Source organism: Pseudomonas helleri, assembly GCF_001043025.1.
Classification (GTDB): Bacteria; Pseudomonadota; Gammaproteobacteria; order Pseudomonadales; family Pseudomonadaceae; genus Aquipseudomonas; species Aquipseudomonas helleri.
Genome location: NZ_JYLD01000015.1, coordinates 1 through 24,793, shown reverse-complemented (window position 1 = coordinate 24,793; position 24,793 = coordinate 1). Strand labels below are relative to the sequence as shown.

At 58.0% G+C, this 24,793-nt stretch carries 21 protein-coding genes and 1 pseudogene; 17 read left to right on the top strand and 5 right to left on the bottom strand.

The annotated features are described in order from the left end of the window. The first annotated feature begins 442 nt into the window (after nt 1-442). A complete protein-coding gene (locus TU84_RS20760) occupies nt 443-2,029 on the top strand; it encodes an ABC transporter substrate-binding protein (RefSeq protein ID WP_048372419.1) in 1,587 nt (528 codons plus the stop codon). Nucleotides 2,030-2,032: 3 nt separating this feature from the next. Here TU84_RS20760 and radC read toward each other — a convergent pair whose 3' ends face one another. After that, nucleotides 2,033-2,707: a RadC family protein gene (gene radC, locus TU84_RS20755; RefSeq protein WP_048372417.1), complete on the bottom strand. Its 675-nt coding sequence runs from the start codon at nt 2,705-2,707 to the stop codon at nt 2,033-2,035. 122 nt (nt 2,708-2,829) lie between these two features. Here radC and coaBC point away from each other — a divergent pair, with 122 nt between their 5' ends. The 8 genes and pseudogenes from coaBC (at nt 2,830) to TU84_RS20715 (ending at nt 14,219) form a co-directional block, all read left to right on the top strand. Continuing rightward, a complete protein-coding gene (gene coaBC, locus TU84_RS20750) occupies nt 2,830-4,038 on the top strand; it encodes a bifunctional phosphopantothenoylcysteine decarboxylase/phosphopantothenate--cysteine ligase CoaBC (RefSeq protein ID WP_048372415.1) in 1,209 nt (402 codons plus the stop codon). Between the two features lie 5 nt (nt 4,039-4,043). Further along, nucleotides 4,044-4,499 (top strand): dUTP diphosphatase, encoded by a 456-nt coding sequence (dut, locus tag TU84_RS20745; protein WP_048372413.1) that lies wholly within the window; start codon nt 4,044-4,046, stop codon nt 4,497-4,499. Between the two features lie 69 nt (nt 4,500-4,568). Further along, nucleotides 4,569-5,945: pseudogene (locus tag TU84_RS20740) on the top strand (phosphomannomutase/phosphoglucomutase); the annotation flags it as partial. A 26-nt stretch (nt 5,946-5,971) separates the two neighbouring features. Further along, entirely contained in the window at nt 5,972-6,880 is a 909-nt protein-coding gene (argB, locus tag TU84_RS20735) for an acetylglutamate kinase (RefSeq protein WP_048372409.1), read from the top strand. Nucleotides 6,881-7,091: 211 nt separating this feature from the next. Beyond that, nucleotides 7,092-9,122, top strand: a complete 2,031-nt coding sequence (locus TU84_RS20730; RefSeq protein WP_048372407.1) for a type VI secretion system Vgr family protein — start codon at nt 7,092-7,094, stop codon at nt 9,120-9,122. Next, nucleotides 9,119-9,955 carry a DUF4123 domain-containing protein gene (locus TU84_RS20725; protein WP_048372406.1) on the top strand — a complete coding sequence of 279 codons (837 nt, stop codon included), beginning with the start codon at nt 9,119-9,121 and terminating at the stop codon, nt 9,953-9,955. The genes TU84_RS20730 and TU84_RS20725 overlap by 4 nt, the downstream gene beginning before the upstream one ends. Beyond that, a complete protein-coding gene (locus TU84_RS20720) occupies nt 9,952-13,284 on the top strand; it encodes a toxin VasX (RefSeq protein ID WP_048372405.1) in 3,333 nt (1,110 codons plus the stop codon). Before TU84_RS20725 ends, TU84_RS20720 begins: the two co-directional genes overlap by 4 nt. Beyond that, nucleotides 13,281-14,219 carry a DUF6708 domain-containing protein gene (locus tag TU84_RS20715; protein WP_048372403.1) on the top strand — a complete coding sequence of 313 codons (939 nt, stop codon included), beginning with the start codon at nt 13,281-13,283 and terminating at the stop codon, nt 14,217-14,219. Before TU84_RS20720 ends, TU84_RS20715 begins: the two co-directional genes overlap by 4 nt. 68 nt (nt 14,220-14,287) lie before the next feature. Here TU84_RS20715 and pyrE read toward each other — a convergent pair whose 3' ends face one another. Next, nucleotides 14,288-14,929 carry an orotate phosphoribosyltransferase gene (pyrE, locus tag TU84_RS20710; RefSeq protein WP_048372401.1) on the bottom strand — a complete coding sequence of 214 codons (642 nt, stop codon included), beginning with the start codon at nt 14,927-14,929 and terminating at the stop codon, nt 14,288-14,290. An 82-nt stretch (nt 14,930-15,011) separates the two neighbouring features. On the opposite strand from pyrE, the gene TU84_RS20705 reads away from it, so the two are divergent. Beyond that, entirely contained in the window at nt 15,012-15,791 is a 780-nt protein-coding gene (locus tag TU84_RS20705) for an exodeoxyribonuclease III (RefSeq protein WP_048372400.1), read from the top strand. A 60-nt stretch (nt 15,792-15,851) separates the two neighbouring features. On the opposite strand, the gene TU84_RS20700 is transcribed toward TU84_RS20705, so the two are convergent. After that, the gene (locus TU84_RS20700; protein WP_048372397.1) at nt 15,852-16,790 is read right to left on the bottom strand and encodes a GlxA family transcriptional regulator; all 939 of its coding nucleotides are present in this window, start codon (nt 16,788-16,790) and stop codon (nt 15,852-15,854) included. Nucleotides 16,791-16,899: 109 nt separating this feature from the next. Here TU84_RS20700 and TU84_RS20695 point away from each other — a divergent pair, with 109 nt between their 5' ends. Beyond that, entirely contained in the window at nt 16,900-17,700 is an 801-nt protein-coding gene (locus tag TU84_RS20695; protein ID WP_048372396.1) for an SDR family NAD(P)-dependent oxidoreductase, read from the top strand. Between the two features lie 67 nt (nt 17,701-17,767). On the opposite strand, the gene TU84_RS20690 is transcribed toward TU84_RS20695, so the two are convergent. Both TU84_RS20690 and rph read right to left on the bottom strand, forming a co-directional pair. Then, the gene (locus TU84_RS20690; RefSeq protein WP_048372394.1) at nt 17,768-18,136 is read right to left on the bottom strand and encodes a DUF4870 domain-containing protein; all 369 of its coding nucleotides are present in this window, start codon (nt 18,134-18,136) and stop codon (nt 17,768-17,770) included. Between the two features lie 34 nt (nt 18,137-18,170). Continuing rightward, entirely contained in the window at nt 18,171-18,893 is a 723-nt protein-coding gene (rph, locus tag TU84_RS20685; RefSeq protein WP_048372393.1) for a ribonuclease PH, read from the bottom strand. A 193-nt stretch (nt 18,894-19,086) separates the two neighbouring features. On the opposite strand from rph, the gene TU84_RS20680 reads away from it, so the two are divergent. From TU84_RS20680 to TU84_RS20655, 6 genes are all read left to right on the top strand, one after another. Continuing rightward, the gene (locus tag TU84_RS20680) at nt 19,087-19,950 is read left to right on the top strand and encodes a YicC/YloC family endoribonuclease (RefSeq protein WP_048372390.1); all 864 of its coding nucleotides are present in this window, start codon (nt 19,087-19,089) and stop codon (nt 19,948-19,950) included. 13 nt (nt 19,951-19,963) lie between these two features. Next, nucleotides 19,964-20,584 (top strand): guanylate kinase, encoded by a 621-nt coding sequence (gene gmk, locus TU84_RS20675; protein WP_048372389.1) that lies wholly within the window; start codon nt 19,964-19,966, stop codon nt 20,582-20,584. Between the two features lie 168 nt (nt 20,585-20,752). Continuing rightward, nucleotides 20,753-21,016 (top strand): DNA-directed RNA polymerase subunit omega, encoded by a 264-nt coding sequence (gene rpoZ, locus TU84_RS20670; RefSeq protein WP_016782707.1) that lies wholly within the window; start codon nt 20,753-20,755, stop codon nt 21,014-21,016. A 60-nt stretch (nt 21,017-21,076) separates the two neighbouring features. Beyond that, nucleotides 21,077-23,182, top strand: coding sequence for a bifunctional GTP diphosphokinase/guanosine-3',5'-bis pyrophosphate 3'-pyrophosphohydrolase (gene spoT, locus TU84_RS20665; RefSeq protein WP_048372386.1), 2,106 nt, complete (start codon nt 21,077-21,079; stop codon nt 23,180-23,182). Nucleotides 23,183-23,206: 24 nt separating this feature from the next. Then, nucleotides 23,207-23,587, top strand: coding sequence for a RidA family protein (locus TU84_RS20660; RefSeq protein ID WP_048372384.1), 381 nt, complete (start codon nt 23,207-23,209; stop codon nt 23,585-23,587). A gap of 71 nt (nt 23,588-23,658) precedes the next feature. Then, complete coding sequence (locus tag TU84_RS20655; protein WP_048372382.1) at nt 23,659-24,402, top strand: hypothetical protein; 744 nt, start codon at nt 23,659-23,661, stop codon at nt 24,400-24,402. Nucleotides 24,403-24,793 lie beyond the last annotated feature (391 nt).

Genomic DNA, 24,793 nt, shown 5'->3' with positions numbered 1-24,793 from the left:
TTCTTTAAGGGTCTTACCGGCTACACCTACAAACGAAGGAACCGGGCCCCTAGAAAAGAGCGCTGCTTTATACCAGAAAGACTAAAGCGCAACAACATGCAGTGTGATTTCTAGTGATTAATAAAGGCCGCATTCTAGCTGCAATCCACGGTAAAGCCTATGCCGGACGTGTGGCGACCGCTCGTCGCGAGATGAAAGGTTTCAGGTGAGGTGCCGGCCAATCTCGATACGGGCCTTAACAAACGTAGTCGCTGCCGAAGGCTGCGTGGTTGAAGATATTGCGGTCTTCTCATGAAGGGAGATCAAAAGATCGCAGCCTTCGGCAGCTCCTACGGGCATTGGGTGTTATTAAAAAGTAGTCATTTGGCAATCAGAACACTAGGGTAGGCGTTTTCCAGACTGCACTTGCAGATGGGCCAACGACTTGCAAAGGAATCAGAATATGCGTCTCGCTGCTGCCCCCTTTTTGCTCACCCTGTGCCTGAGCCCGTTGGCTCATGCGGCCACCTTGAGTGTGTGCACCGAGGCAAGCCCGGAAGGGTTCGATGTAGTGCAGTACAACTCGCTCACCACCACCAATGCCTCGGCAGACGTGCTGATGAACAGCCTGGTGAACTATGACGCCACAGCGGCCAAGTTGGTGCCGGGCCTGGCGCAAAGCTGGTCAGTGTCGCCTGACGGCCTTGTGTACGAGTTCAAGCTGCACCCCGGGGTCAAGTTCCACACCACGCCTTACTTCACCCCGACGCGTGAGTTGAACGCCGATGACGTGCGTTTCAGCTTCGAGCGCATGCTCGACCCGGCCAACCCGTGGCACAAGGTGGCGCAGAGCGGCTTCCCGCATGCGCAGTCGCTGCAATTGCCCGAGTTGATCAAGAAGATTGAGACCCCGGATCCGCTGACGGTGCGCTTTACTCTCAGCCACCCGGACTCCACCTTCCTGCCGGCCTTGAGCATGGGCTTTGCGTCGATCTATTCGGCTGAGTACGCCGACAAGTTGCTCAAGGCGGGGACCCCCGAGTTGATGAACAGCCAGCCGATCGGGACGGGGCCGTTTGTGTTCAGCCGTTACCAGAAGGATGCCGTGGTGCGCTACAAGGCCAACCCGGACTATTTCGCCGGTAAACCTGCGGTTGACGCACTGATTTTTGCCATCACCCCAGATGCCAACGTGCGGCTGCAAAAACTGCGGCGCAACGAGTGCCAGATCGCCCTCTCGCCAAAACCGCTGGATGTCGATGCGGCCCTCAAGGACACCAGCCTGGCCGTCGCGCAAACGCCTGCCTTTATGACCGCATTCGTGGCCATCAACAGTCAGCACCCGCCGCTGGACAAGCCAGAAGTGCGTCAGGCCATCAATTTGGCGTTCGATAAGGACACGTACCTCAAGGCGGTGTTCGAAAACAGCGGGCAGGCGGCCAACGGTATTTACCCGCCTAATACCTGGGGTTATGCCAAAGACCTGCCGGGTTATGCCCATGACCCGCAAAAGGCCAAAGAGCTGTTGGCCAAAGCGGGCCTCAAGGACGGCTTTAAAACCACGATCTGGACGCGCCCGACCAGCAGCGTGCTAAACCCTAACCCAAGCCTGGGTGCGCAGTTGTTGCAGGCGGATCTGGCGAAAATTGGCGTTCAGGCGGATATCCGCGTGATCGAGTGGGGCGAGCTGATTCGTCGCGCCAAGGCGGGCGAGCACGATTTGCTGTTTATGGGCTGGGCGGGTGATAACGGTGACCCGGACAACTTCCTGGCGCCGCAGTTTTCATGTGCAGCGGTGAAGTCCGGGACCAACTTTGCCCGCTATTGCGACAAAACCCTCGACACACTGATCAGCCAGGGCAAAACCATCAGCGATCAAGACAAGCGCAGCGCGCTGTATCAAAAGGCTCAGGCAGAGATTCAGCAGCAGGCTTTGTGGCTGCCGCTGGCACATCCAACGGCCTACGCGTTAACCCGTAAAGACGTACAGGGTTATCAGGTAAGCCCGTTTGGACGTCAGGACTTTTCGACGGTTAGCGTGAAGCCTTAAGCGTCACATCCAGCCGTGTTCGACCATCGACAGCGGCTCACCTTCACCGACGATGAAGTGATCCAGCACCCGCACTTCGATCAGATCCAGCGCCTCAGTGAGGCGCTGGGTCAGGGTGCGGTCGGCCTGGCTGGGCTCTGAATTGCCGGACGGGTGGTTATGACAAAAAATAACGGCTGCCGCGTTGTGCGCCAGGGCCCGTTTGACCACTTGGCGCGGGTAAACGCTGGCGCTGTCGATCGACCCTCTGAACAGCACTTCAAAGGCCAGCATGCGGTGTTTGGAGTCCATAAACAGGCAGCCGAACACTTCGTGGGGCTCGTGGCGCAGCAAGGATTTCAAGTAGTCGCGAACCGCCTGCGGGCTCTCTAGCGCGGAGTCCCGGCGCAGACGCTCGGCCAAGTGGCGGCGGCCCATTTCCAGCACCGCTTGCAGTTGGGTGAACTTGGCGGGGCCGAGCCCGAGCTGGCGACTGAACGCCCCCAAATCCGCCTCCAGCAAAGCGCGCAGGCTGCCGAATTCGGTGAGTAAATGCCGCGCCAAATCGACAGCACTTTTGCCCGAAACCCCGGTGCGCAGGAAGATTGCCAGTAGCTCGGCATCCGAAAGACTGGCCGATCCGTGCTCCAAAAGTTTCTCGCGCGGGCGCTCGGCCGCGGGCCAATTTCTGATACTCATGACACCTCCGTGTGTGGGTGCGCCGCTGTTCCGTAGCAAGCGCTGTGTTATCTTAGCCCATCATTTTTGCGTGGCATTTGGCCATTTTCCGCGCAGTCATCATCGAACTAGAAGGCAGGCCTATGCAGCGGCTGTATCGAAAACGCATTGTTTTGGGCGTCGGCGGCGGCATTGCTGCTTACAAGAGTGCAGAGCTGGTTCGCCGCCTGCTGGACCAAGGCGCGGAAGTGCGCGTGGTCATGACGCGCGGCGGCAGTGAGTTCATCACCCCGCTGACCATGCAGGCCTTGTCTGGACACCCCGTTCATCTGGATTTGCTCGACCCGGCGGCAGAAGCGGCCATGGGCCATATCGAGCTGGCCAAATGGGCCGACCTGGTGCTGATCGCTCCGGCCACTGCAGACTTGATCGCCCGTCTTGCCCAGGGCCTGGCCAATGATTTGCTGACCACGCTGGTGCTGGCCACGGACGCCACCGTGGCCATCGCCCCGGCCATGAACCAGGCCATGTGGCGCGATCCGGCTACTCAAGCCAACACCCAATTGCTCCAGAGCCGTGGCCTCAAGGTGTTTGGCCCGGCCTCCGGCAGCCAGGCCTGCGGCGACGTGGGTTTTGGCCGCATGCTTGAAGCCGATGACCTGGTGCACTGCGCGGCCGAGTGCTTCCAGCACCTGGCGTTGACCGGCAAGCACGTGCTGATCACGGCAGGCCCGACCCAGGAAAACATAGACCCGGTGCGCTACATCACCAACCACAGCTCCGGGAAAATGGGCTTTGCCCTGGCCGAAGCGGCGGTTGAGGCGGGCGCCCGCGTCACGCTGATCACCGGCCCCGTGCATTTGCCCACGCCTGATCGCGTCAGCCGCATTGACGTTGTCAGCGCCCGCGACATGCTCGCCGCGTGTGAGGCTGCGATCCCGTGTGACGTGTTTATCGCGTCAGCTGCGGTTGCAGATTACCGCCCGGAAGTCGTTGCCCCGCAAAAACTCAAGAAAGACCCTACGAAAGGCGACGGCCTGCTGCTGCAAATGGTGCGCAACCCAGACATTCTGGCCACCATTGCAACGCGCCCGGACCGCCCTTTTAGTGTCGGCTTTGCCGCAGAGACCGAGCACTTGCTCGATTACGCCGCGCGCAAGCTGAAAGACAAAAATCTCGACCTGATTGTGGCCAACGATGTGGCTAACCCCAGCATCGGCTTCAACAGCGAAGAGAACGCCTGCAGCGTGATTGACCGCGATCTGCACGCCACCGTATTTGCCCAGACCAGCAAGGGCAAGATTGCCCGCCAGCTGATCACTTTTATCGCCGAACGTCTGAACCAGGTTTAACTCGAATGCACGCTTTGCAAGCCAAAATCCTTGATCCACGCATTGGTACCGAATTCCCGCTGCCGCAATACGCCACCCCTGGCTCCGCAGGCCTTGATCTGCGCGCCATGCTCAAAGAAGACACCGTGCTGGAGCCGGGCCAAACCCTGCTGATCCCGACCGGCCTGTCGGTGTACATCGGCGATGCGGGCCTGGCTGCGTTGATCCTGCCGCGCTCGGGCCTGGGCCACAAACATGGCATCGTGCTGGGCAATCTGGTGGGTCTGATCGACTCCGATTATCAGGGCGAGCTGATGGTGTCGTGCTGGAACCGTGGTCAAACCGCCTTCAACATCACCATCGGCGAGCGTATCGCTCAACTGGTGCTGGTGCCGGTGGTGCAGGCGCACTTTGAGTTGGTCGAGGAGTTCGACGAAAGCCAGCGTGGCGCTGGCGGTTTCGGGCATTCCGGCACTCTCTAATCCTTATTCGCGTTCCCCACACTCTTCAAGAATGGAGTCTTCCCTGTAATGAGCAGCCCTGCTTCGGTCGCCCCCAAGTTCCCTGACACCATTTTCCGCGCCTATGACATTCGCGGTGTGGTGCCGCAAACATTGACCGCTGAAACCGCCTACTGGATTGGTCGCGCCATTGGCTCCCAGAGCCTGGCCGAAGGTGAACCCCATGTGTCGATCGGCCGTGACGGTCGTTTGTCTGGCCCGGCGCTGGTCGAGCGTTTGATCCAGGGCGTTGCTGACAGCGGTTGCCACGTCAGCGATGTGGGCCTGGTGCCCACACCTGCGCTGTACTACGCGGCCAACGTGTTGGCGGGCAAGTCGGGCGTGATGCTCACCGGTAGCCATAACCCGTCGAACTACAACGGTTTCAAGATCGTGATCGCCGGTGACACCTTGGCCAACGAGCAGATTCAGGCGCTGCACACGCGCCTGAAAACCAACGACCTGACGTGGGGTGAGGGCAGCATCGAGCGCGTTGATATTTTGTCGCGCTACGCCGATGAAATTGTCAAAGACATCAAGCTGGCCAAGAAGCTCAAGGTCGTGGTCGATTGCGGCAATGGCGCTGCCGGCGTGATCGCGCCGCAACTGCTGGAGGCGCTGGGCTGTGAGGTGATCCCGTTGTTCTGCGAGGTGGACGGCAACTTCCCGAACCACCACCCGGACCCGGGCAAGCCTGAAAACCTGGTAGACCTGATCGCCAAGGTTAAAGAAACCAACGCCGACTTGGGCCTGGCTTTCGACGGCGACGGCGACCGCGTGGGCGTGGTGACCAACACCGGCACCATGGTGTTCCCGGACCGCTTGCTGATGCTGTTTGCCCAGGACGTTCTGGAGCGCAACCCGGACGCCGAGATCATCTTTGATGTGAAGTGCACGCGCCGCCTGACGCCGCTGATCAAGGAATACGGTGGCCGCCCACTGATGTGGAAGACCGGTCATTCGTTAATCAAGAAGAAGATGAAAGCGACCGGCGCCTTGCTGGCCGGTGAAATGAGCGGGCATATCTTTTTCAAAGAGCGCTGGTTCGGCTTTGATGACGGCATTTACAGCGCTGCACGCCTGCTGGAGATCCTCAGCAAACAACAGCAAACCGCTGAAGAGCTGTTTGAGACCTTCCCGAACGATATTTCTACGCCAGAAATCAATATCGATGTGACGGATGAGAGCAAATTCAGCATCATTGAAGCCCTGCATGACGCCCAATGGGGTGAGGCCGCCGAGCTGACGTCGATTGACGGCGTGCGCGTCGACTATCCACAAGGCTGGGGCCTGGTTCGCGCGTCCAACACCACGCCGGTGCTGGTGCTGCGATTTGAGGCTGATACTGAGGCCGAACTGCAACGCATCAAGGATGTCTTCCACGCCCAACTCAAGCGTGTGGCACCTGATCTTCAACTACCGTTTTGATCGACTGAGTTTTACCGGAGCCCTGAATGACCCTCGAACGTGATGCCGCCTCTAACGTCGCCAAGGTTTTGTCCGAAGCGCTGCCTTACATTCGCCGCTATGTCGGCAAGACGCTGGTCATCAAGTACGGCGGCAACGCGATGGAAAACGATGACCTGAAAACCGGTTTTGCGCGCGACATCGTGCTGATGAAAGCGGTGGGTATCCACCCGGTCGTGGTCCACGGTGGCGGCCCGCAAATCGGTGATCTGCTCAAGCGTTTGTCCATCGAGAGTCATTTTATCGACGGCATGCGCGTGACCGACTCGCAAACCATGGACGTTGTTGAAATGGTCCTGGGCGGTCATGTGAACAAGGAAATCGTCAACCTGATCAACCGTCATGGCGGCAGCGCTATCGGTCTGACCGGCAAAGATGCCGGTCTGATCCAGGCCAAAAAGATGGTAGTGAAGCGCCAGACCCCTGAAATGACCACGCCTGAAATCATCGACTTCGGTCATGTGGGCGAAGTCACCGGGATCAACACCGACTTGCTCAACATGCTGACCAAGGGCGACTTCATCCCGGTCATCGCGCCGATTGGTGTGGGCGCGGACGGCGAGTCGTACAACATCAACGCTGACTTTGTGGCAGGCAAAGTGGCTGAGGCGCTGAAAGCTGAAAAGCTGATGCTGCTCACCAACATTGCCGGCTTGATGGACAAGGAAGGTCATGTGCTGACCGGCCTGACCACCGCGCAGGTCGACGGCTTGATCGAAGACGGCACCATCTACGGCGGCATGTTGCCGAAGATCCGTTGCGCGCTGGAGGCTGTGCAAGGTGGCGTGACCACCGCGCACATTGTCGATGGCCGTGTACCGAATGCCGTACTGCTGGAAATCTTCACCGACACCGGTGTGGGCACGTTGATCAGCAACAGCAAGCCTGCTGCTTAAGCCTCAACCCTCCCGCTGTAGGCGCGAGCTTGCCTCGCGATCTTTTGACCGTTTAAAAGATCGCGAGCAAGCCTGCTCCCACACAAATTTACGGATCTCCGACAACGAAGGCCGTATTCCCTCGTAAGTAGAGACTCCTCCTACATCCTGCGCTGTGCCCATCCTTTAGCGTTCACTCCTTTGCGCTGACCTCACGTCAGAGGAGTCATGGATGCCCGCATTTGCTCGCGACAACTCGTTCAGGCTGAACATCAACCGTTGCCCTCATCCTGTTGAGGTGCTGGCCTTCAGCGGTGACGAAGCGCTCAACACGCCCTTTGCCTTTGACGTTGAGCTGGTGTGTGATCGCGCCGATCTGGACCTTGAAGCGCTGCTGCACACCCCGGCTTTTTTGGCCTTTGATGACCTTGGGCGCGGTATCCACGGGCAGATTTATCAGATCGTCCGATGCAGCCCTGGCAAGCGCTTCACGCACTATCGCCTGACGCTGGTGCCACGTTTGGCCTACCTGAAACACCGCACCAATCAGCGCATTTTCCAGAACCAGACCGTGCAGCAGATCATCGAAACCTTGCTCGAAGAGCACGGCATTCTCGGCAATGCGTACGGTTTCACGCTGCAATCGACCTACGAACCTCGCGAGTACTGTGTGCAATACGCCGAGTCCGACCTGCATTTCATTCAGAGGCTGTGTTTTGAAGAGGGCATGCATTACCACTTCAAGCATTCGTCTGATGCCCACTACTTACAGTTCGGTGATGGACAGGCGGCCTTTACTACGTTGCAACCGGCAACGTCTTACATACCCAGCGGCGGGATGGCGGCCGACTCGGCGGCGATCCAGGGGTTCGATCTGCGTTTGCAAACCCGAACCAACAGCACCGCGCGGCGTGATTACGACTTTAAAGCTGCCAGCCGCACGCTGGAGGCCAACAGCCATAGCGACCTCAAACACCGCCCGCTTGAGCATTACACCTACCCCGGTCGCTTTACTAGCGATGCTCAAGGCGAGCGACAAAGCCAGCGAGCGCTGGAGCAGCATCAGAGCGATTATCGCCAGGCCAGCGGTCACAGTGATCAGCCGACCTTGAGCAGTGGTCACTTTTTAACCCTCAGCGAGCACCCTGTTAGCGACTGGAATGTGCCGTGGCTACTGACCCACGTTCACCATGAAGGCAAGCAGCCGCAGGTGCTTGAAGAGCAAGGTGGGCGCTCAACGCTCTTGCATTCGCCGGGCTTTAGCCAAGGCTATCGCAACCACTTTGTGGCGATCCCTGAGGGCGTGACGTACCGCTCGCCCGTGGTGTTTGCCAAGCCGCGCATCCATGGCAGCCAGACCGCCCGCGTTACCGGCCCGGCGGGGCAAGAGATCCACTGCGACGCGTTCGGCAGGGTCAAGGTCAGCTTCCATTGGGACCGCAGTGGGGCGAGCGACGACACCAGCAGTTGCTGGCTGCGCGTGGCCTCCAGTTGGGCGGGCGACAGCTATGGCGCGGTGACAATCCCTCGGGTCGGCATGGAAGTGCTGGTCAGCTACCTGGAGGGCGATGTCGATCAGCCGGTGATTTCAGGCTGCCTGGTGTCGAGCATGACCCCGACGCCGCTCAAACTGCCTGCCGATAAAACCCAAAGCACCTTGCGCAGTCGCAGCACACCGGGCGGTGGCGGCTACAACGAATTGCGCCTTGAAGACCGCCAGGGCCACGAAAAAATCTACCTGCATGCCCAGCGCGACATGCAGCAACACATTGAAAACGACAGCCGCTTGCAGATCGATGGCCAGCGCGAAGAAACCATCAGCGGCGCCAGCGTGGTAGTGCTCAAGGGCGAAGACCAGCAAACCGTCAGCGGCGATCGCAAAGTGCAAGTGCAAGGGAATGACTTCCAGGCCGTCGCCATGACCAGCCACACACGGGTGGTCATGGTTATGGCTGTTGAAGCCGGGGTGCACGCGCATTTCAAGGCCGGGGCCACGCTGGTGGTCGATGGCGGCCCGCTGCTGACCCTGATGGCGGGTGGTCAACACCTGCAACTCACGCCGGTGGGGATTTACAGCAGTTCACCGATCTTGCCGGGCGGGGTGCCGATACCGGGCATGCCGGCAGTGCCGGCCAGTACGGAGGGGGTCGAGGCCATGACGGCGCTGGCGCTTGAGTCGCAAAAACGCGCCTTCGCCAGTGCCAGTGCGAAACGGGCGCCCGTGTGCCTGGCCTGCGAAGCCTTGCAGGAGGGGCAGGCATGACCCGCGCATACCTGCTGCTCGACAGCCATCTGATCCCGAACATTTTTGCGCGCCTGTTTGAGTTGGCGAACATCACGGTTGCGCATTCGCTGTACCTGACTACCCGCTATGCCGAGATGGCTTCTTTTGGCCCGGTGCTGGTTAGCGTCGAACCGGGCAGTGCGCTGGCCAACACCTTTATTGAGCATTGGCAGGGTCGAGCGGGTATCTGGCTGGAGTCTGACGCAGACGAAACCCTTGTTTTAGAGCACCTGCGTAGCCTGATCCATGTCCGGCTTGCGGGCAATGTCACGGCTTTTTTCCGTTTCTACGACCCGTGCATTACCCGCCTGTGGCTGGCAGATCTGGCAGAGGCTGAGCGGGATCAACTGATGGGCCCGGTTCGCGTCATCAGGCTGCCGGAGGGTGTGGTTATCCAGCAGAACAACCCGCATCAACCCTGCGCCCGCTACGCGACGACGCCGTGGCTGACGTTAAGTGCACAGACGCTGGAGCATCTGTGCCAAGCCCGGCGCGAGCACTTTACACAGCGCCTTGTTGAGCATGGCCAGCGCTACTTTGCGCCGTGTTTGCAGGGGTTGGACGAGCCGGGGCAACAGGCATGGGCGCTGGGTTGTCAGCGCAATGCAGCGCGCCAGGGCTACAGCGCCGATGACGAAGTCATGGCCTGGGCAAGCCTGTATGCCGCCTTCGGTGATGAGTTTCCCGAAGGCCCGGAGCATGCGGTCTATCGCCAGGTGTTGAGCCAGCGAGCAGTCGCCCCCGAACAGCGTCTGGAGCAGTTACTGGACGCATTGATGACGCAAATGAAGCCTGCAGAGCGTGCGCTATGAACCTTAATAAACGTCTGGCCTCAATGGTCAACCTGTCTGAGGCCCGGCGCGCCGCCAGTGCCTGCGAACACGTTGACATCAACAGCACCGTTCAACAGTGCCCGGCTAGCCAGCCGCATTTATTTGTCGTTCCGGTGCGTTACGCCCTCAGCGAAGAACCCGCCAGCCATCCGGCGTGCCAGCCCGGCACACAGACCCAAAGCCACCCGATGGCTGCGCGCCTGTTGCGCGCAGGGTTTGTCTATGTGTGGCAAGGCCGCGGCCCATTGCAGCGATATGCAGTGGCTGAAAACAACCTGCTGCTCAGCCAGGGTCTGGATGAGGATGACACCGTCGTCCAGTCCGGCACCTTGAGTGGCTTGGCGCTGGCCAAGCAACAAGACGCCTGGCTGCTCTACAGCGAAATCCCCCTCAACCCGGCCGCCTGCGCCGAACTACACGACCCTCAACGGCGCGCCAAACGCATGCGTCTACTCGACCTGCGACAAGTGGCCAATACGCTGCAAGCGCCGCATTGTGCACCGTTGAGTGAATCGAAAAGCGTCATGGCCGAGTTGATTCCGAGCACCTATGACTTGGCGATGGCGATTGATTACCGACGTCATCAACCGGCCTTGCGCGAGAGTGCGGACGAACTGGGCAAGAAGGTCATGGCAGACCCGACACCCGACAACATCAAGGCCTACACCGATGCCATGCATTGGCTGCATGAGCGGGAAAAAGTGTCGGCGAGCTACCCGGCTGTGTCGGACGACGTCACGCCACCGGGTGAATGGAGCGCTGAACAATGGGCTGCCACCCGCACGCAAGACCTGATGGAACAGGCTCATGCGCAGTCACGCGGGTTGTTCACGGTATTGGCCTGCCTTGACGATGACCTGGGTGTTTTACGTGACATCAATCATGAGCAAGAACTGATCGAGTCGCGGCATGAACAGTGGCAGGCCGATAACAACCTGCGGCTGAGTATTGGCGGGTTTGTGCGAAGTTTGATTACAGAGGATCCCGACGAAGTGATCGGTATGTTGGTTTACCGCTATCGGGAACAGGATATTGAACTGACGCGTAAGCAGGCGCAGATGTTGCTGGACACTCGTACTCGGTTAGAACAACTGGCCAGAGAGCGTTATGCCGCCAATGTGCCTGATGGATCTCCATTCACCAAGCAGCAAGCCGATATTCGACTACACGAGATACATCTTCGCGAACAGGCTGCGGTTGCGCCGATCCGCGGGTTTATACCGCTGAAGTTTCATGACGAAATTATGGAAATGGTGCTTGAGTACCAGGTTAATAAACTCAGTAACACGCACAACACTCACGCCAGCGACAAAGTCGAACAATACATCGACCTGCCCGCCATGAACCAATGGCTCGACGAAACGGCCCCGAAACACTTTGATCACCTGAAAGAGCGACACAAAGCCCTTTATGCCGATCGTGGCACTTACCTGCCGCGTCACCATAGCGGTACGTGGTTTGTGGATTATCAAGCTAGCGACCACCGCCAATGGCTGGATGAACTGGCATTGGCCTGCCTGAGCGCGCAGTGCTTGCGCACAGTTGGCGCTGAGCAATATGCGGACTATGTACGCAGTGCGGATGACGGGGCGTTAAGGCAGTTGTTTTATGGGTGGAGCCCCACACTCGAAGGCGCGGTCAATACCAACAGCCGCGCAACGGAGTTGATGGCTGCGCTAGAAGTTGAAAATCAGGCCAATGCGATGGCGGCGTTGAGCAAGGCGTTGGGGCCACAAGGTATCAATATTCTGTCTGACCTTGGTGTTAGGTCGGGTAACGTCAATAGCTTGTGGAACACCCTTTTAAAGCGCTTGGGCGCGTCGTTGCTGCTGCTTGGCAGCAAAGCGGGCGAGCCATTACAAGGGCCTTGGCTGGCGATAATGAGTGCCACCCGAGCGGGGCATCAAATTGGTTTGCGGTTAATAACCCAAGGTAAGCACCAAATGTTGGTGCAGTTTGGCAAGGCGGCAGAAGATCTTGCCCAATGGGTTAATACCACCGGTAAAGCCATCGGCCGTGGCCACATTGCAAAAATTGTCGACTCGCCCGCCGTTAAAAACAGCGGAGGCCTGATCGCTCTGACGGCGTTGCTGCTCAATAGCTGGAATGCCAGTAATTATCTGGGGCAGGCCGGAGTACTGGAGGGGATGGATCAGCAGCGAGTAAACGATACGTGGTCTGCGAATTTATATGCCGGGGCTGCCTTGATTGCGGTGATTGATAATCAGGTGAGGGGAGGGGTTAAGGAAAAAGCTTTTGCAATCAAGCTTGCCAATAATACTTGGTCTAACGTTCCTGTATTGACTCTTTTTGGTGGACTTATTGGTGGGCTTTCTGCATTTGCAGCAATTAATGAGTTCAAGTCTCTACAGAAACAATTAGAAAGCTCCCACGGTGCTATAGATCCTTGGCTGGAAATGCGTCTATACGTAGTTGGTGGGCAAGCTCTAGCCTTTGGAACTCAGGCGCTATTAGGTTTGATTTATACCTTTAAAGCTGTTTCTGGAGGGCTCACAGTAAGTGCCGCAGTTGGAGGGTATTTGATATTGATGGGGCCACTTAACTTGTTGGTTGCAGTGCTTGGCGTGTTGTACCTAATTGCTTGGTATTTTCAGCAAACTCCGATGCAAAACTTTATATATAATTGCTGCTGGTCTAAGTTTAGAGCTGGTGACTTGAGCCCAATATCATCTAAAGATCAGCGAGATGAGCTAAACCGCTTATACAATATTCTTTATATTCCTCGTGTCAGCTTTGAATCCGTAGAGCAAGGCAGTGTAATGAGTTCTTTGCAGTCAGGTGTTGTAAGCAGATCGATTAAAACGCTAACCATTGATCTGCCTGGGGCCGAGCCGAGTAATGTTTATCTGGATATCTCAATGATTGGAAATCCATTAGATATCTTAGCGATGCGTGAGCGGATAAAAAATGGTGAGGGTAAGTATTCTCATGAGGAGCCGTTGCAAGATATAGGCAATAGTTGGATTCAGGGCAGTCACTGTGAGTGGATACCGCATACTCAAGGGCAGGGTTTACGTTTGAGCAGCCTCTTCAACACGGTACCTAACCTGTTTGGCTCGCTCCCTACCACAGTGTCTCTGCGCTTGCGATACCAAACACCCTTGACCTCAATACTCGGTGCTCTCAATTTTGTGGGCGGAGATCGAGGGGTCGCATTCACATTGAGTGCTGCGAATGGAGTTGTTGCCTTGCGTGACGACCCAACCCCTGAGTTGGACAAGGCGGAGCGCTATCGACTGGGCGACCAGCAATATTCAGTTTTCTTGCAGCCTGGAGTGAAACGATGAATGCTCCAGCCGCTGGTACGAGAAAAAAAGGGTTTTTTTCGCAACAGGATTACTTCGCTCCCTTACCTATACCAACGGGAGAGAAACCAATGGATGTTATGAATGCTGTTTGGCGTAAAAATGATATTTTTATAGATGTTGGAAATTTCAATATTGGATCTGGCGTTATGGTTTTATGGCCGATGATTGTTATGTGTCTGTCTGTGGCTTATTTTACGGGCGATATATACGACTTTATGTTGGGGGCGTATATGACAGGTGTTCCAATACTTATGCTGATTTATATGCTTTACCGCCCAACCCCCTTACCCATTCGCTTTAATCGCCAACGCCGTGAAGTCTGCGTACCACGTAAGGATAGCGAGTATTGGATTGTGCCCTGGGAAACGGTAACCGCCGCTTCGGCGCAGAGTTCTTCAGTCAGTCAAGCAGGTCGAAATACCTCAGGAATGCTGTTTATAGGCTTTGATAATCCAGACCCTCATGCTGAAGAAGATAACAAGCACTTTTACTGGGGTTTTAATTGCGGGGGTAATGAAGCGGCAATGTCAATGTGGGAGTGCATGCGGAGTTTTATGGAGATTGGTCCTCATGCATTACCGCAAACGAATGACTTTGAAGGCAGTCGTGGCAGTTTGAAAGGGCGAGGAATTATCTGGGGCACTTGCTGTGAATACGCAAAAGGTATTTGGCTCCATTTGCGCGAGGGTGAGTTTTTTAAGGCCGCGTGGTTATTTATCGGCATCTTCATTTTCGGCGGCCCCATCGTCTTCATGCTGCAAACCTGGAAGCTCTCCCCGCCACCAACCTTTGACCACCCCGACATCATCGAATGGTCCAAACCCCTCCCCCCCGAGCAATGGGCCAAGCGCTCCCCGGAGCTGGAACTCGCCATCGCCCGGCGCGAAGCTGAATTGGCTGCGCAAGCTGGTTGATCTGCACAAACAAAACGGGGGAGGCGCGACAGGTGTCATGCCTCCCCCGTGGGGAACAGCGGGGCTGTTTAGATCCCGTACTGCGCCCGGTAGGCTTCAACGGCTGGCAGGTATTGCTTCAAGGTTTCGTCTTCGGCCAGGAATTGCAGCACCTGGGTCAACGACACGATGCTGACGACCGGGATGCCGAAGTCGCGCTCGACTTCCTGAATGGCCGACAGTTCGCCATTGCCGCGCTCCTGGCGGTTGAGGGCAATCAGTACGCCCGCCGCTTTGGCGCCTTGGGCGTCAATGATTTGCATGACTTCACGGATGGCGGTGCCGGCCGTGATCACGTCGTCGATGATCAGGATGTTGCCTTCAAGCGGCGAACCGACCAGGCTGCCGCCTTCGCCGTGGGCCTTGGCTTCTTTGCGGTTAAAGCACCATGGCATGTCGCGATCATGGTGCTCGGCCAAGGCGACGGCGGTGGTCGCGGCCAAAGGGATGCCTTTGTAAGCCGGGCCAAACAGCACGTCGAAAGCAATGCCGCTGTCAACGATGGCGGCGGCATAGAAGCGCCCCAGTTGAGCCAGCGCGGAGCCGGTGTTGAACAGGCCGGCATTGAAGAAGTAGGGGCTGGTACGCCCGGACTTCAGGGTGAACTCACCGAAGCGCAAAACGCCGCGATCAATGGCAAAACGGATAAAGTCGCGCTGATACGCTTGCATGAAAATGGCCCCAGATACCACGGATTTAGCTAATTAGTAAGACGGCGTGTATCATACACGCACGTGATTTTTGGGGCCATTTATGCGGATCATCAGTGTGAACGTCAATGGCATTCAGGCGGCAGTCGAGCGCGGTTTGCTCAGTTGGCTGCAGGCTCAGAATGCCGACGTTATCTGCCTGCAGGACACCCGCGCCTCCGCCTTTGAACTGGACGATCCAGCCTACCAGCTGGATGGCTACTTTCTGTACGCGTGCGAAGCTGAAGTCCCTGCCCAAGGCGGTGTGGCTTTGTACTCGCGGTTGCAGCCGAAAGCAGTCATCACTGGGCTTGGCTTCGAGACGGCCGATCGCTACGGGCGCTACCTGCAAGCCGATTTCGATAAGGTCAGCATCGCGACCTTGCTGCTTCCTTCGGGGCAGAATGGCGATGAAGACTTGAACCAGAAGTTCAAGCTAATGGACGATTTTGCACGCTATCTGGATAAGCAGCGTCGCAAGCGTCGTGAGTACATTTACTGCGGCTCGTTGTACGTGGCGCAGCAGAAGCTCGACATTAAAAACTGGCGTGACAGCCAGCAGTCTCCTGGTTTCCTGGCGCCTGAACGGGCCTGGATGGATGAGATTGTCGGCAACATGGGCTATGTCGATGCCCTGCGTGAAGTCAGTCGTGAAGGCGATCAGTACAGCTGGTGGCCGGACAACGAACAGGCCGAGATGCTGAATCTGGGCTGGCGTTTCGACTACCAGTTGTTGACCCCGGGTTTGCGCCGCTTTGTTCGCAGCGCTCGCTTGCCGCGTCAACCACGCTTCTCGCAACACGCGCCGTTGATCGTGGACTACGACTGGACACTCACTATCTAAGTGTTCTTTCGCTGTCATAAAAATGCCCGTATCCCACGATACGGGCATTTTTTTTGGCGGCTAAGCCTGCAAGTGCAGCGCCCGACGGAGCATTTGAGGTGGCTGGCCAAAGGCGCGGATAAAGGCTCGACGCATGCGCTCCGGGTCGCCAAAACCGCTCTCACGCGCCACGCTGTCGATACTGTGGGCGCCGGACTCAAGCATCAAACGGGCCGCCTCAAGGCGCAGGTTCTCGATGGCCTTGGCCGGGGACTGGCCCGTTTCACTGCGAAACAGGCGACTGAACTGGCGAGGGCTCAAGTGGGCGACCTCGGCCAATTGCTCGACCGACAGCTCTTCGCGCAGGTGCTCCTTGGCGTAGGTCAGCGCGGTTTGCACGCGGTCGGACTTTGGCTCGAGTTCCAATAACGCGGAAAACTGCGACTGCCCGCCAGCGCGGCGATGGTAAACCACCAGCTTTCTGGCCACGTCGCGCGCTACTTCTGCGCCCAAATCCTGCTCCACCAAGGCCAGGGCCAGATCAATGCAGGCGGTCATGCCCGCGCTGGTCCATAGCTTGCCGTCGACCGTGAAAATGCGGTCCTCTTCCAGCTTTACCTTGGGAAACGCCTCGCGAAAGGTGTGGGCGTGAAACCAGTGCGTGGTGGCTTTGCGGCCATCCAGCAAACCTGCGGCTGCCAGCAGAAATGAGCCGGTACAGGCGGAAGCCAGGCGACGCGATGTAATCAGGGTGTCCTGCAAAAAAGGGATCAGCGCCGGTGTGGGTTCTATCAATTGGTTGTCGCCCAGCACCAGCACCGTGTCATAACTGCGTTGCTTGAATGCCTGCGTCTCGACGCTAAAACCCATGGAGCTGGGCACCAGGCCGCCCTGCTCAGAGATCAAATCCACGCGATAGAACGATTGCCCGCTGAGCAGGTTGGCAAACTCAAAGATGGTGCTGGTGGACAGGCAAAGCATCTGAAAGCCGGGCGACAGAAGAATACCGATGGTGACCATAAGCATGTCCTGAAAGGTGGGATATATGACATTGCTGACATCACCATACGCTCATAACCTGAACCCCAACAAGGCCGACTCCTTACCCGGCCATTTTGGAGCAAGCGTGATGAGTGAACACAAAGGCTATGCCCTGGTTACGGGCGCTTCCTCGGGGATTGGTGCGGTGTATGCCGATCGTTTGGCGCAGCAGGGCTACGACCTGATTCTGGTGGCCCGCAACCAGCAGCGGCTGGAAGGTCTGGCGGCCCGGTTGACCGCGCAAACCCGGCGCGATGTTCAGGTGGTGGTCGCTGACCTCAACCAGCCTGACGATTTGGCGCGTGTCGCCGCCCTTTTGCAAGACGACAAGCGCATCAGCCTGTTGGTCAATAACGCGGGCGTGGGGGCGGGGGGCACATTGCTGGAGTCTTCTGCTGAAGCAATGGACGCGATGATTTTGCTCAACGTGCTGGCGCTGACGCGTCTGGCAAAAGCCGCTGCCGGTAACTTCGTCGAACAGGGCCGTGGCACGATCATCAACATTGCTTCAGTCGTCGCCGTGGCGCCGACATTGCTCAATGGCGTATATGGCGCAACCAAAGCCTACGTGCTGGCCTTCAGCGAATCGCTGCGCCACGAACTCAGTGATAAAGGGGTAAACGTGCACGTCGTGCTGCCGGGTGCGACGGCGACCGAGTTTTTTGCAGCGGCTGGTATGTCGGTAGATGCTTTGCCGAAGACGATGGTCATGACCACCGAGAAGCTGGTCGATGCGGCGTTGGCGGGCTTGGCCCAAGGTGAGGCTGTGACGGTACCGTCTTTGCCGGACAGCGCAGATTGGGCGGCCTTTGAGGCGGCGCGCCATGCGCTGTTGCCTAACCTCTCACGCAGCGAACCCGCCGCCCGCTACGGCGTAACAAGCGCCTGATAACCCGTAGGAGCGAGCTTGCCTCGCGATCTTTTGATCTAAAAAGGTCGCGAGGCAAGTCTGTGGCTTACTTGATCGGCCGCCAGGTGAAAGGGTAGCGGTAGGCCACCCCGTCATTGGCTTTGACCCCGGCAATCACCACCAGCACCACGGCGCCGATGAACAGCAGGCCGAGCAAGACGAAGCCAATCAGTACGAACATCAGCACGTAGCAAATGGCCGAAGCAATCGCCACGGTGATCTGAAAGTTCAGCGATTCTTTGCCCTGCTCGTCAATAAAGGGATCGCTTTCGCGCTTGAGCTGCCAAATGATCAGCGGCCCAATCAGGTTGCCAAACGGAAACCACATCCCCAGAAACGCCGCAAAGTGACAAAACATTGCCCATTGGCGAGCTTCGCGGCTCGGTTTGGGGTTTGAAAGGTCGAGCTCTGTCATGGCGTTCTCCTGTCGGTCATCAAGGGCTTGGCGATCAGTCAGCCAGCGCCGCTTGTTGCAGTGCGAAGATCTCGGTCATGCCTTGTTGAGCCAATGCCAGCATGGCGTTCAGTTCGGCAGGCTGGAACGGCGCGCCTTCGGCTGTGCCCTGAACCTCAATAAAACCACCGGTGCTGGTCATCACGACGTTCAAGTCGGTTTCGGCTGCCGAGTCTTCAGGGTAGTCCAGATCCAGCACCGGCTCGCCCTGATACATGCCCACCGATACAGCGGCGATCATTTGCTTGATCGGGTCGCCGCCTTTGAGGCCGCCACGCTTTTTGATCACTTTGAGGGCGTCAACCAGAGCCACCATGGCGCCGGTGATCGACGCGGTGCGGGTGCCGCCGTCGGCCTGGATCACGTCGCAATCGACGTACAGGGTGATGTCGCCCAGTTTGGACATGTCCAGCGCGGCGCGCAGCGAACGGCCGATCAGGCGCTGGATTTCGAGGGTGCGACCGCCTTGCTTGCCACGGCTGGCTTCACGCTGGTTACGCTCGCCGGTGGCGCGCGGCAACATGCCGTATTCAGCGGTCAACCAGCCTTGGCCCTGACCTTTAAGGAAGCGCGGTACGCCGTTCTCGACGCTTACGGTGCAGATGACTTTGGTGTCACCGAACTCGACCAGTACAGAACCCTCTGCGTGTTTGGTGTAGTTGCGGGTGATGCGGATCGGGCGGAGCTGATCGGCAGCGCGACCACTTGGACGTTTCATGTGGGATACCTGTACGGGACGGAAAACTGCCGAGCATTATAAAGGCCGTGACCGATCCGGGCACATTTAAAACGCAATCCAGTGTTGTAGCGCCTTTACGACAGACGCCATTTGGGGCCATCCGCTGCACTGCGCTACAATCCGCCCCCTTAATAGCCGCCCGGCTTCACTCATCAGATCGCGAGGTACCTCCATGGTGCACAGCATGACCGCCTTTGCCCGCGTCGAAAGCGCCGGCACTCAGGGAACCCTGAGCTGGGAGCTGCGTTCGGTCAACAGCCGCTACCTGGAGCCGCACCTGCGCTTGCCAGAGTCTTTCCGCGAACTTGAAGGGGCGGTGCGTGAAGCGCTGCGCCAAGGTATTTCCCGGGGCAAGCTGGAGTGCACCTTGCGCTTCACCGAAGAAAGCACCGGCAAACCGCTGCAGGTTAACCGCGAGCGCGCCGCGCAACTGGTGGCCGCTGCCGAGACCATTGCCAGCCTGATCAAGCAGCCCGCGGCCCTCAATCCTCTCGAAGTGCTGGCCTGGCCCGGCGTGCTGGTGGCCGATGCCGCCGATCCGCAGGCCCTCAACAATCAGGCGCTGGCGCTGTTCAAGCAAGGTCTGCAAGAACTCAAAAACGGCCGTGAGCGCGAAGGCGCCGAGCTGGCGCGCTTGATCAGTGACCGTTTGAGCGCCATTGAAAGCGACGTAGAGACCCTGCGTGAGCTGGTCCCGCAAATGCTCGCCACCCAGCGGCAGAAGGTGCTTGATCGCTTTGCCGACATGAAAGCCGAGCTGGACCCCCAGCGCCTTGAGCAAGAAATGGTCTTGCTCGCGCAAAAGAGTGACGTCGCAGAAGAGCTGGACCGTCTGAGCACCCACATTCTGGAAGTGCGGCGCGTGCTCAAGTCGGGCGGTGCTGCCGGCCGTCGGCTCGACTTCCTGATGCAAGAACTCAACCGGGAGGCCAACACCCTCGGTTCCAAGGCATTCGATCCGCGCAGCACCCAGGCTGCGGTCAACCTCAAAGTGTTGATCGAGCAGATGCGCGAACAAGTACAGAATATTGAGTAAGGCTTCCCCCGACATGACCCACAGCACTGGCACTCTCTACATTATTTCTGCGCCTTCAGGGGCCGGGAAAAGCAGCCTGGTCAAGGCCCTGATCGACATTGAGCCGCAGATCCGCGTCTCGGTGTCACACACCACCCGGGCCATGCGCCCCGGCGAAGAGAACGGTGTGCACTATCACTTCGTCGAGCGCGAAGAGTTCGTGAAAATGATCGAGCACGGTGATTTTCTTGAGCGTGCTGAAGTGTTTGGCAACCTGTATGGCACCTCGCAAAGCTACTTGCAGCAGACGCTGGATGAGGGTCACGACCTGATTCTGGAAATCGACTGGCAAGGTGCCGAGCAGGTTCGCAAACTGATGCCTCAGGCACGTTCGATCTTTATCCTGCCGCCGAGCCAGCAAGCCCTGCGTGATCGCCTGGACAATCGCGGGCAGGACAGTGCCGAGATTATTGACGGCCGTATGCGCGAAGCCGTGAGTGAAATGAGCCACTACGTCGACTACGACTACCTGATCATCAACGACGACTTTGCCGTGGCACTGGATGACTTGAAGGCCATTTTTCATGCCAGTCGTCTCCAGCAAAAGCGCCAACAGCAGCGCTACGGTAAATTGCTGGCCGAATTGCTCGGTTAATCAGCGCTTCCCAAAACCCCTGCAAGGGCTTTACATTGGCACTTACAGAGACATTGGGCAGGGTGAGTGAAAAATCAGCGCTTCCCTAATGGCTGGTGATTTTTTAAACTGTCGAGTCCGCTCGCCCATCCGGGCAGCGCGCACATTGTATTTGCTACGAGGAAGACCATGGCCCGCGTAACCGTTGAAGACTGCCTAGAACACGTGGATAACCGCTTTGAGCTGGTCATGCTGTCTACCAAGCGTGCCCGTCAACTGGCCACCGGTGGTAAAGAGCCTCTGGTTCAGTGGGAAAACGACAAGCCTACCGTTGTTGCCCTGCGCGAAATCGCAGAAGGCCTGATGAGCTACGAGTTTATCGCCAACGCTGAAATCGTCGAAGACGAACCGCTGTTTGCAGCGTTCGAGGACGAGTCCAACGAGGCGAACTAAGCCTATGCCCGGTCGACGTAGTACGGCGAAGGGTTCACAGTTTTGGCAGGAGGCTCCCTCATGCCGAGCATAGACGCCCTCGCCGACAGCTTGTCGACCTACCTCAGTGCGGACCAGGTCAATCTGGTCCGACGAGCGTATTTCTACGCAGAACAAGCCCACGACGGCCAACGCCGACGTAGCGGCGAGCCTTATGTCACGCACCCGCTGGCAGTGGCAAACATCCTTGCCGACATGCATATGGACCATCAAAGCCTGATGGCGGCCATGCTGCATGACGTGATCGAAGACACCGGTATTGCCAAAGAAGCGCTGGTTGCGCAGTTCGGTGAAACCGTGGCCGAACTGGTCGATGGCGTCAGCAAGCTGACTCAGATGAACTTCGAAACCAAAGCCGAAGCCCAAGCTGAAAACTTCCAGAAAATGGCCATGGCCATGGCCCGCGACATTCGCGTGATTCTGGTCAAGCTGGCGGACCGCTTGCACAACATGCGTACCCTCGAAGTGTTGTCCGGCGAAAAACGCCGGCGGATTGCCAAGGAAACCCTGGAAATCTACGCGCCCATCGCCAACCGGCTGGGCATGCACAACATTCGTATCGAATTCGAAGACCTCGGTTTCAAGGCGATGTACCCGATGCGCTCGGCGCGCATTTATCAGGCGGTCAAGCGCGCCCGGGGTAATCGCAAAGAGATCGTCAACAAGATTGAAGAGTCCCTCAGCCACTGTCTGGCCGTCGACGGCATTCAGGGCGAAGTGAGCGGGCGGCAAAAGCACATCTACGGCATCTATAAAAAGATGCGTGGCAAGCGTCGGGCGTTCAACGAGATCATGGACGTGTACGCGTTCCGCATCATCGTCGACAAAGTGGACACCTGCTACCGCGTGCTGGGCGCTGTACATAATTTGTACAAACCGCTGCCGGGCCGCTTCAAGGACTACATCGCAATCCCTAAAGCCAACGGCTATCAATCGCTGCATACCACGCTGTTTGGCATGCATGGCGTACCGATCGAAATTCAGATCCGTACCCGTGAAATGGAAGAAATGGCCAACAACGGCATCGCCGCGCACTGGCTGTACAAATCCAGTGGCGACGAGCAGCACACCGGGACTCACGCCCGGGCGCGGCAATGGGTCAAGGGCGTGCTCGAGATGCAGCAGCGCGCCGGTAACTCCCTCGAATTTATCGAAAGCGTAAAAATCGACCTGTTCCCGGACGAGGTCTACGTCTTTACGCCCAAAGGCCGGATCATGGAGCTGCCCAAAGGCTCCACGGCGGTCGACTTTGCCTACGCGGTACACACCGACGTCGGCAACAGCTGCATTGCCTGCCGGATCAACCGTCGTCTTGCGCCGCTGTCCGAGCCACTGCAAAGCGGCTCCACGGTCGAGATCGTCAGTGCACCGGGCGCACGCCCGAACCCGGCCTGGCTCAACTTTGTGGTCACCGGCAAGGCGCGCACGCACATTCGCCACGCGCTTAAATTGCAACGCCGTTCCGAGTCCATCAGCCTCGGCGAGCGTTTGCTGAACAAAGTGCTTAACGGCTTTAACAGCGCGCTGGACAAGATCCCCGCCGAACGCGTTCAGGCCATGCTCCAGGAATATCGCCTGGAACACATCGAAGACCTGCTTGAAGACATCGGCCTGGGCAACCGCATGGCGTATGTCGTGGCCCGACGCCTGCTGGGCGAGGGCGAGCAACTGCCGAGCCCCGAAGGTCCGCTGGCCATTCGCGGCACAGAAGGCCTGGTGCTCAGCTACGCCAAATGCTGTACGCCGATCCCGGGCGACCCGATTGTCGGCCACCTGTCGGCGGGCAAAGGCATGGTCGTGCACCTGGACAACTGCCGCAATATCAGTGAAATCCGTCATAACCCTGAAAAATGCGTCCAGCTATCATGGGCCAAGGACGTTACCGGCGAATTCAACGTCGAATTGCGCGTCGAGCTGGAACACCAGCGCGGCCTGATCGCCTTGCTGGCCAGCAGCGTCAATGCCGCCGACGGCAACATCGAAAAAATCAGCATGGACGAACGCGATGGTCGAATCAGCGTGGTCCAACTGGTAGTCAGCGTGCACGACCGTGTGCACCTGGCGCGCGTGATCAAAAAACTGCGCGCCCTTACCGGGGTCATCCGCATCACTCGTATGCGTGCGTAGCCACCTAATTACAAGGAGTCACCCATGTCCAAGACTGTAATCACCAGCGATAAGGCACCTGCAGCGATCGGTACTTACTCTCAGGCGATCCAAGCTGGCAATACCGTCTACATGTCCGGTCAAATCCCGCTGGACCCAAAAACCATGGAACTGGTTGAAGGCTTTGAAGCCCAGACCGTTCAGGTGTTCGAAAACCTGAAGTCGGTAGCTGAAGCAGCGGGTGGCTCGTTCAAAGACATCGTCAAGCTGAACATCTTCCTGACCGACCTGAGCCACTTCGCCAAGGTCAACGAGATCATGGGCAAGTACTTCGAACAGCCGTACCCGGCACGCGCAGCCATCGGCGTTGCCGCTCTGCCAAAGGGTTCGCAAGTCGAGATGGACGCCATTCTGGTACTCGAGTAATACCCTCGGCGCAGCACATTCATGCTGCGCCAACCCCCTCGCTTCTCCCCCCGCTTTAAAAGGATTCCACTATGCGCAAAGCGCTAGCCTTGTCACTGCTCGCCGTATTACTGGGCGGCTGTGCCAGCGAACCTGCACCCCGCGATATCAGTGGCGTCTGGATTAACCAGGGCGCAATCGATGAAGCTGCCAAGGGCGGCAACCTGCGTGAAGCCTTGCTGGCTAACGGGCCGAACCTTGAATGGGACATCGACGCCAAAAACGCCAAAGCCAACTACACCAACGGCTTTGAGTGGGTCGAAGGCAAATTGACGCCTGGCCACAAGGGCGCCTGGCAAGTGGCGGTGTATGGCAGTTCGGCCATTGAGCTTGATGTACAGGGTGCAGAGCTGGTCCAGGCCGCTTCAGACGCCGACCCTCAGCAGTCCTTTGTGCGTACGCCCCTAAAGCTGAGCAGTGATGCCCCTTTGGGCACGAATTTCGAGTACGCGCTCAAGGCGGCCTATCTGGGCGGTCAATGGCGTGTGATCAGCGGCCTGGGGCAGGGCAATACCGTGACCTTTATGCCGGACGGTCAAGTCAAAGGCCTCCCCAACAACAACGCCTACGCCCTGTGCATGGCGGGCGACTGCGCGTCGATGAGTGGCGAATACGACAGCCTGTGGCTGCAACAGGACGAAATCGGCGCCGCGCATATCTTTGTGCGAAACGGCAACCGGCTTGAAATCTTCCAGGCGCTGGACTCCGCCAAGCCTGACGAAATGCCCCAGCTCTACCCAGGCAAACAGGAATGGGTGCTGGAGAAACAGCCCTAAAAGCCAACCCCGCTCCTGATCTGCCCCCCAAAATTGAATGGGTGTCCAACTTTTTGGGGGCAGTTCATCCTGTAGGAGGGGCCGCCCCGTCTTCGACGCCGCGCTGTCGCTCAGCAAACAGGCCGCCGAGTATCTTCAGCATCCCCCAATCGGTTCCCTCTCCTTCGGGAGAGGGCTAGGGTGAGGGGGCTCTTGACTTGAGTACATATCCGTTGCTGCGGCAACGGCCACTTAGGGTTCCGGCCTTACGCCGCGTCACTTTGCAAAAGCGGCAAAGTAACCAAAACGCTTTTGCCCCTACCCCTCGGTGCCTCGCTTTGGCTCGGCATGCCCTCACCACAGGCCTTGCTCCGTAGGCCCGCCGCGATCGGCCATCCATGGCCGTGTCGCG

What these genes read in the sequence shown, in the direction of transcription:
- TU84_RS20695 (WP_048372396.1), top strand. Translation starts at nt 16,900, where the DNA reads ATGAGTGAACACAAAGGCTATGCCCTGGTTACGGGCGCTTCCTCGGGG.
- spoT (WP_048372386.1), top strand. Translation starts at nt 21,077, where the DNA reads ATGCCGAGCATAGACGCCCTCGCCGACAGCTTGTCGACCTACCTCAGT.
- TU84_RS20660 (WP_048372384.1), top strand. Translation starts at nt 23,207, where the DNA reads ATGTCCAAGACTGTAATCACCAGCGATAAGGCACCTGCAGCGATCGGT.
- TU84_RS20720 (WP_048372405.1), top strand. Translation starts at nt 9,952, where the DNA reads ATGAACCTTAATAAACGTCTGGCCTCAATGGTCAACCTGTCTGAGGCC.
- TU84_RS20725 (WP_048372406.1), top strand. Translation starts at nt 9,119, where the DNA reads ATGACCCGCGCATACCTGCTGCTCGACAGCCATCTGATCCCGAACATT.
- TU84_RS20680 (WP_048372390.1), top strand. Translation starts at nt 19,087, where the DNA reads ATGGTGCACAGCATGACCGCCTTTGCCCGCGTCGAAAGCGCCGGCACT.
- pyrE (WP_048372401.1), bottom strand. Translation starts at nt 14,929, where the DNA reads ATGCAAGCGTATCAGCGCGACTTTATCCGTTTTGCCATTGATCGCGGC.
- TU84_RS20700 (WP_048372397.1), bottom strand. Translation starts at nt 16,790, where the DNA reads ATGGTCACCATCGGTATTCTTCTGTCGCCCGGCTTTCAGATGCTTTGC.
- coaBC (WP_048372415.1), top strand. Translation starts at nt 2,830, where the DNA reads ATGCAGCGGCTGTATCGAAAACGCATTGTTTTGGGCGTCGGCGGCGGC.
- rpoZ (WP_016782707.1), top strand. Translation starts at nt 20,753, where the DNA reads ATGGCCCGCGTAACCGTTGAAGACTGCCTAGAACACGTGGATAACCGC.
- TU84_RS20715 (WP_048372403.1), top strand. Translation starts at nt 13,281, where the DNA reads ATGAATGCTCCAGCCGCTGGTACGAGAAAAAAAGGGTTTTTTTCGCAA.
- TU84_RS20730 (WP_048372407.1), top strand. Translation starts at nt 7,092, where the DNA reads ATGCCCGCATTTGCTCGCGACAACTCGTTCAGGCTGAACATCAACCGT.
- rph (WP_048372393.1), bottom strand. Translation starts at nt 18,893, where the DNA reads ATGAAACGTCCAAGTGGTCGCGCTGCCGATCAGCTCCGCCCGATCCGC.
- TU84_RS20655 (WP_048372382.1), top strand. Translation starts at nt 23,659, where the DNA reads ATGCGCAAAGCGCTAGCCTTGTCACTGCTCGCCGTATTACTGGGCGGC.
- TU84_RS20690 (WP_048372394.1), bottom strand. Translation starts at nt 18,136, where the DNA reads ATGACAGAGCTCGACCTTTCAAACCCCAAACCGAGCCGCGAAGCTCGC.
- dut (WP_048372413.1), top strand. Translation starts at nt 4,044, where the DNA reads ATGCACGCTTTGCAAGCCAAAATCCTTGATCCACGCATTGGTACCGAA.
- TU84_RS20760 (WP_048372419.1), top strand. Translation starts at nt 443, where the DNA reads ATGCGTCTCGCTGCTGCCCCCTTTTTGCTCACCCTGTGCCTGAGCCCG.
- radC (WP_048372417.1), bottom strand. Translation starts at nt 2,707, where the DNA reads ATGAGTATCAGAAATTGGCCCGCGGCCGAGCGCCCGCGCGAGAAACTT.
- argB (WP_048372409.1), top strand. Translation starts at nt 5,972, where the DNA reads ATGACCCTCGAACGTGATGCCGCCTCTAACGTCGCCAAGGTTTTGTCC.
- gmk (WP_048372389.1), top strand. Translation starts at nt 19,964, where the DNA reads ATGACCCACAGCACTGGCACTCTCTACATTATTTCTGCGCCTTCAGGG.
- TU84_RS20705 (WP_048372400.1), top strand. Translation starts at nt 15,012, where the DNA reads ATGCGGATCATCAGTGTGAACGTCAATGGCATTCAGGCGGCAGTCGAG.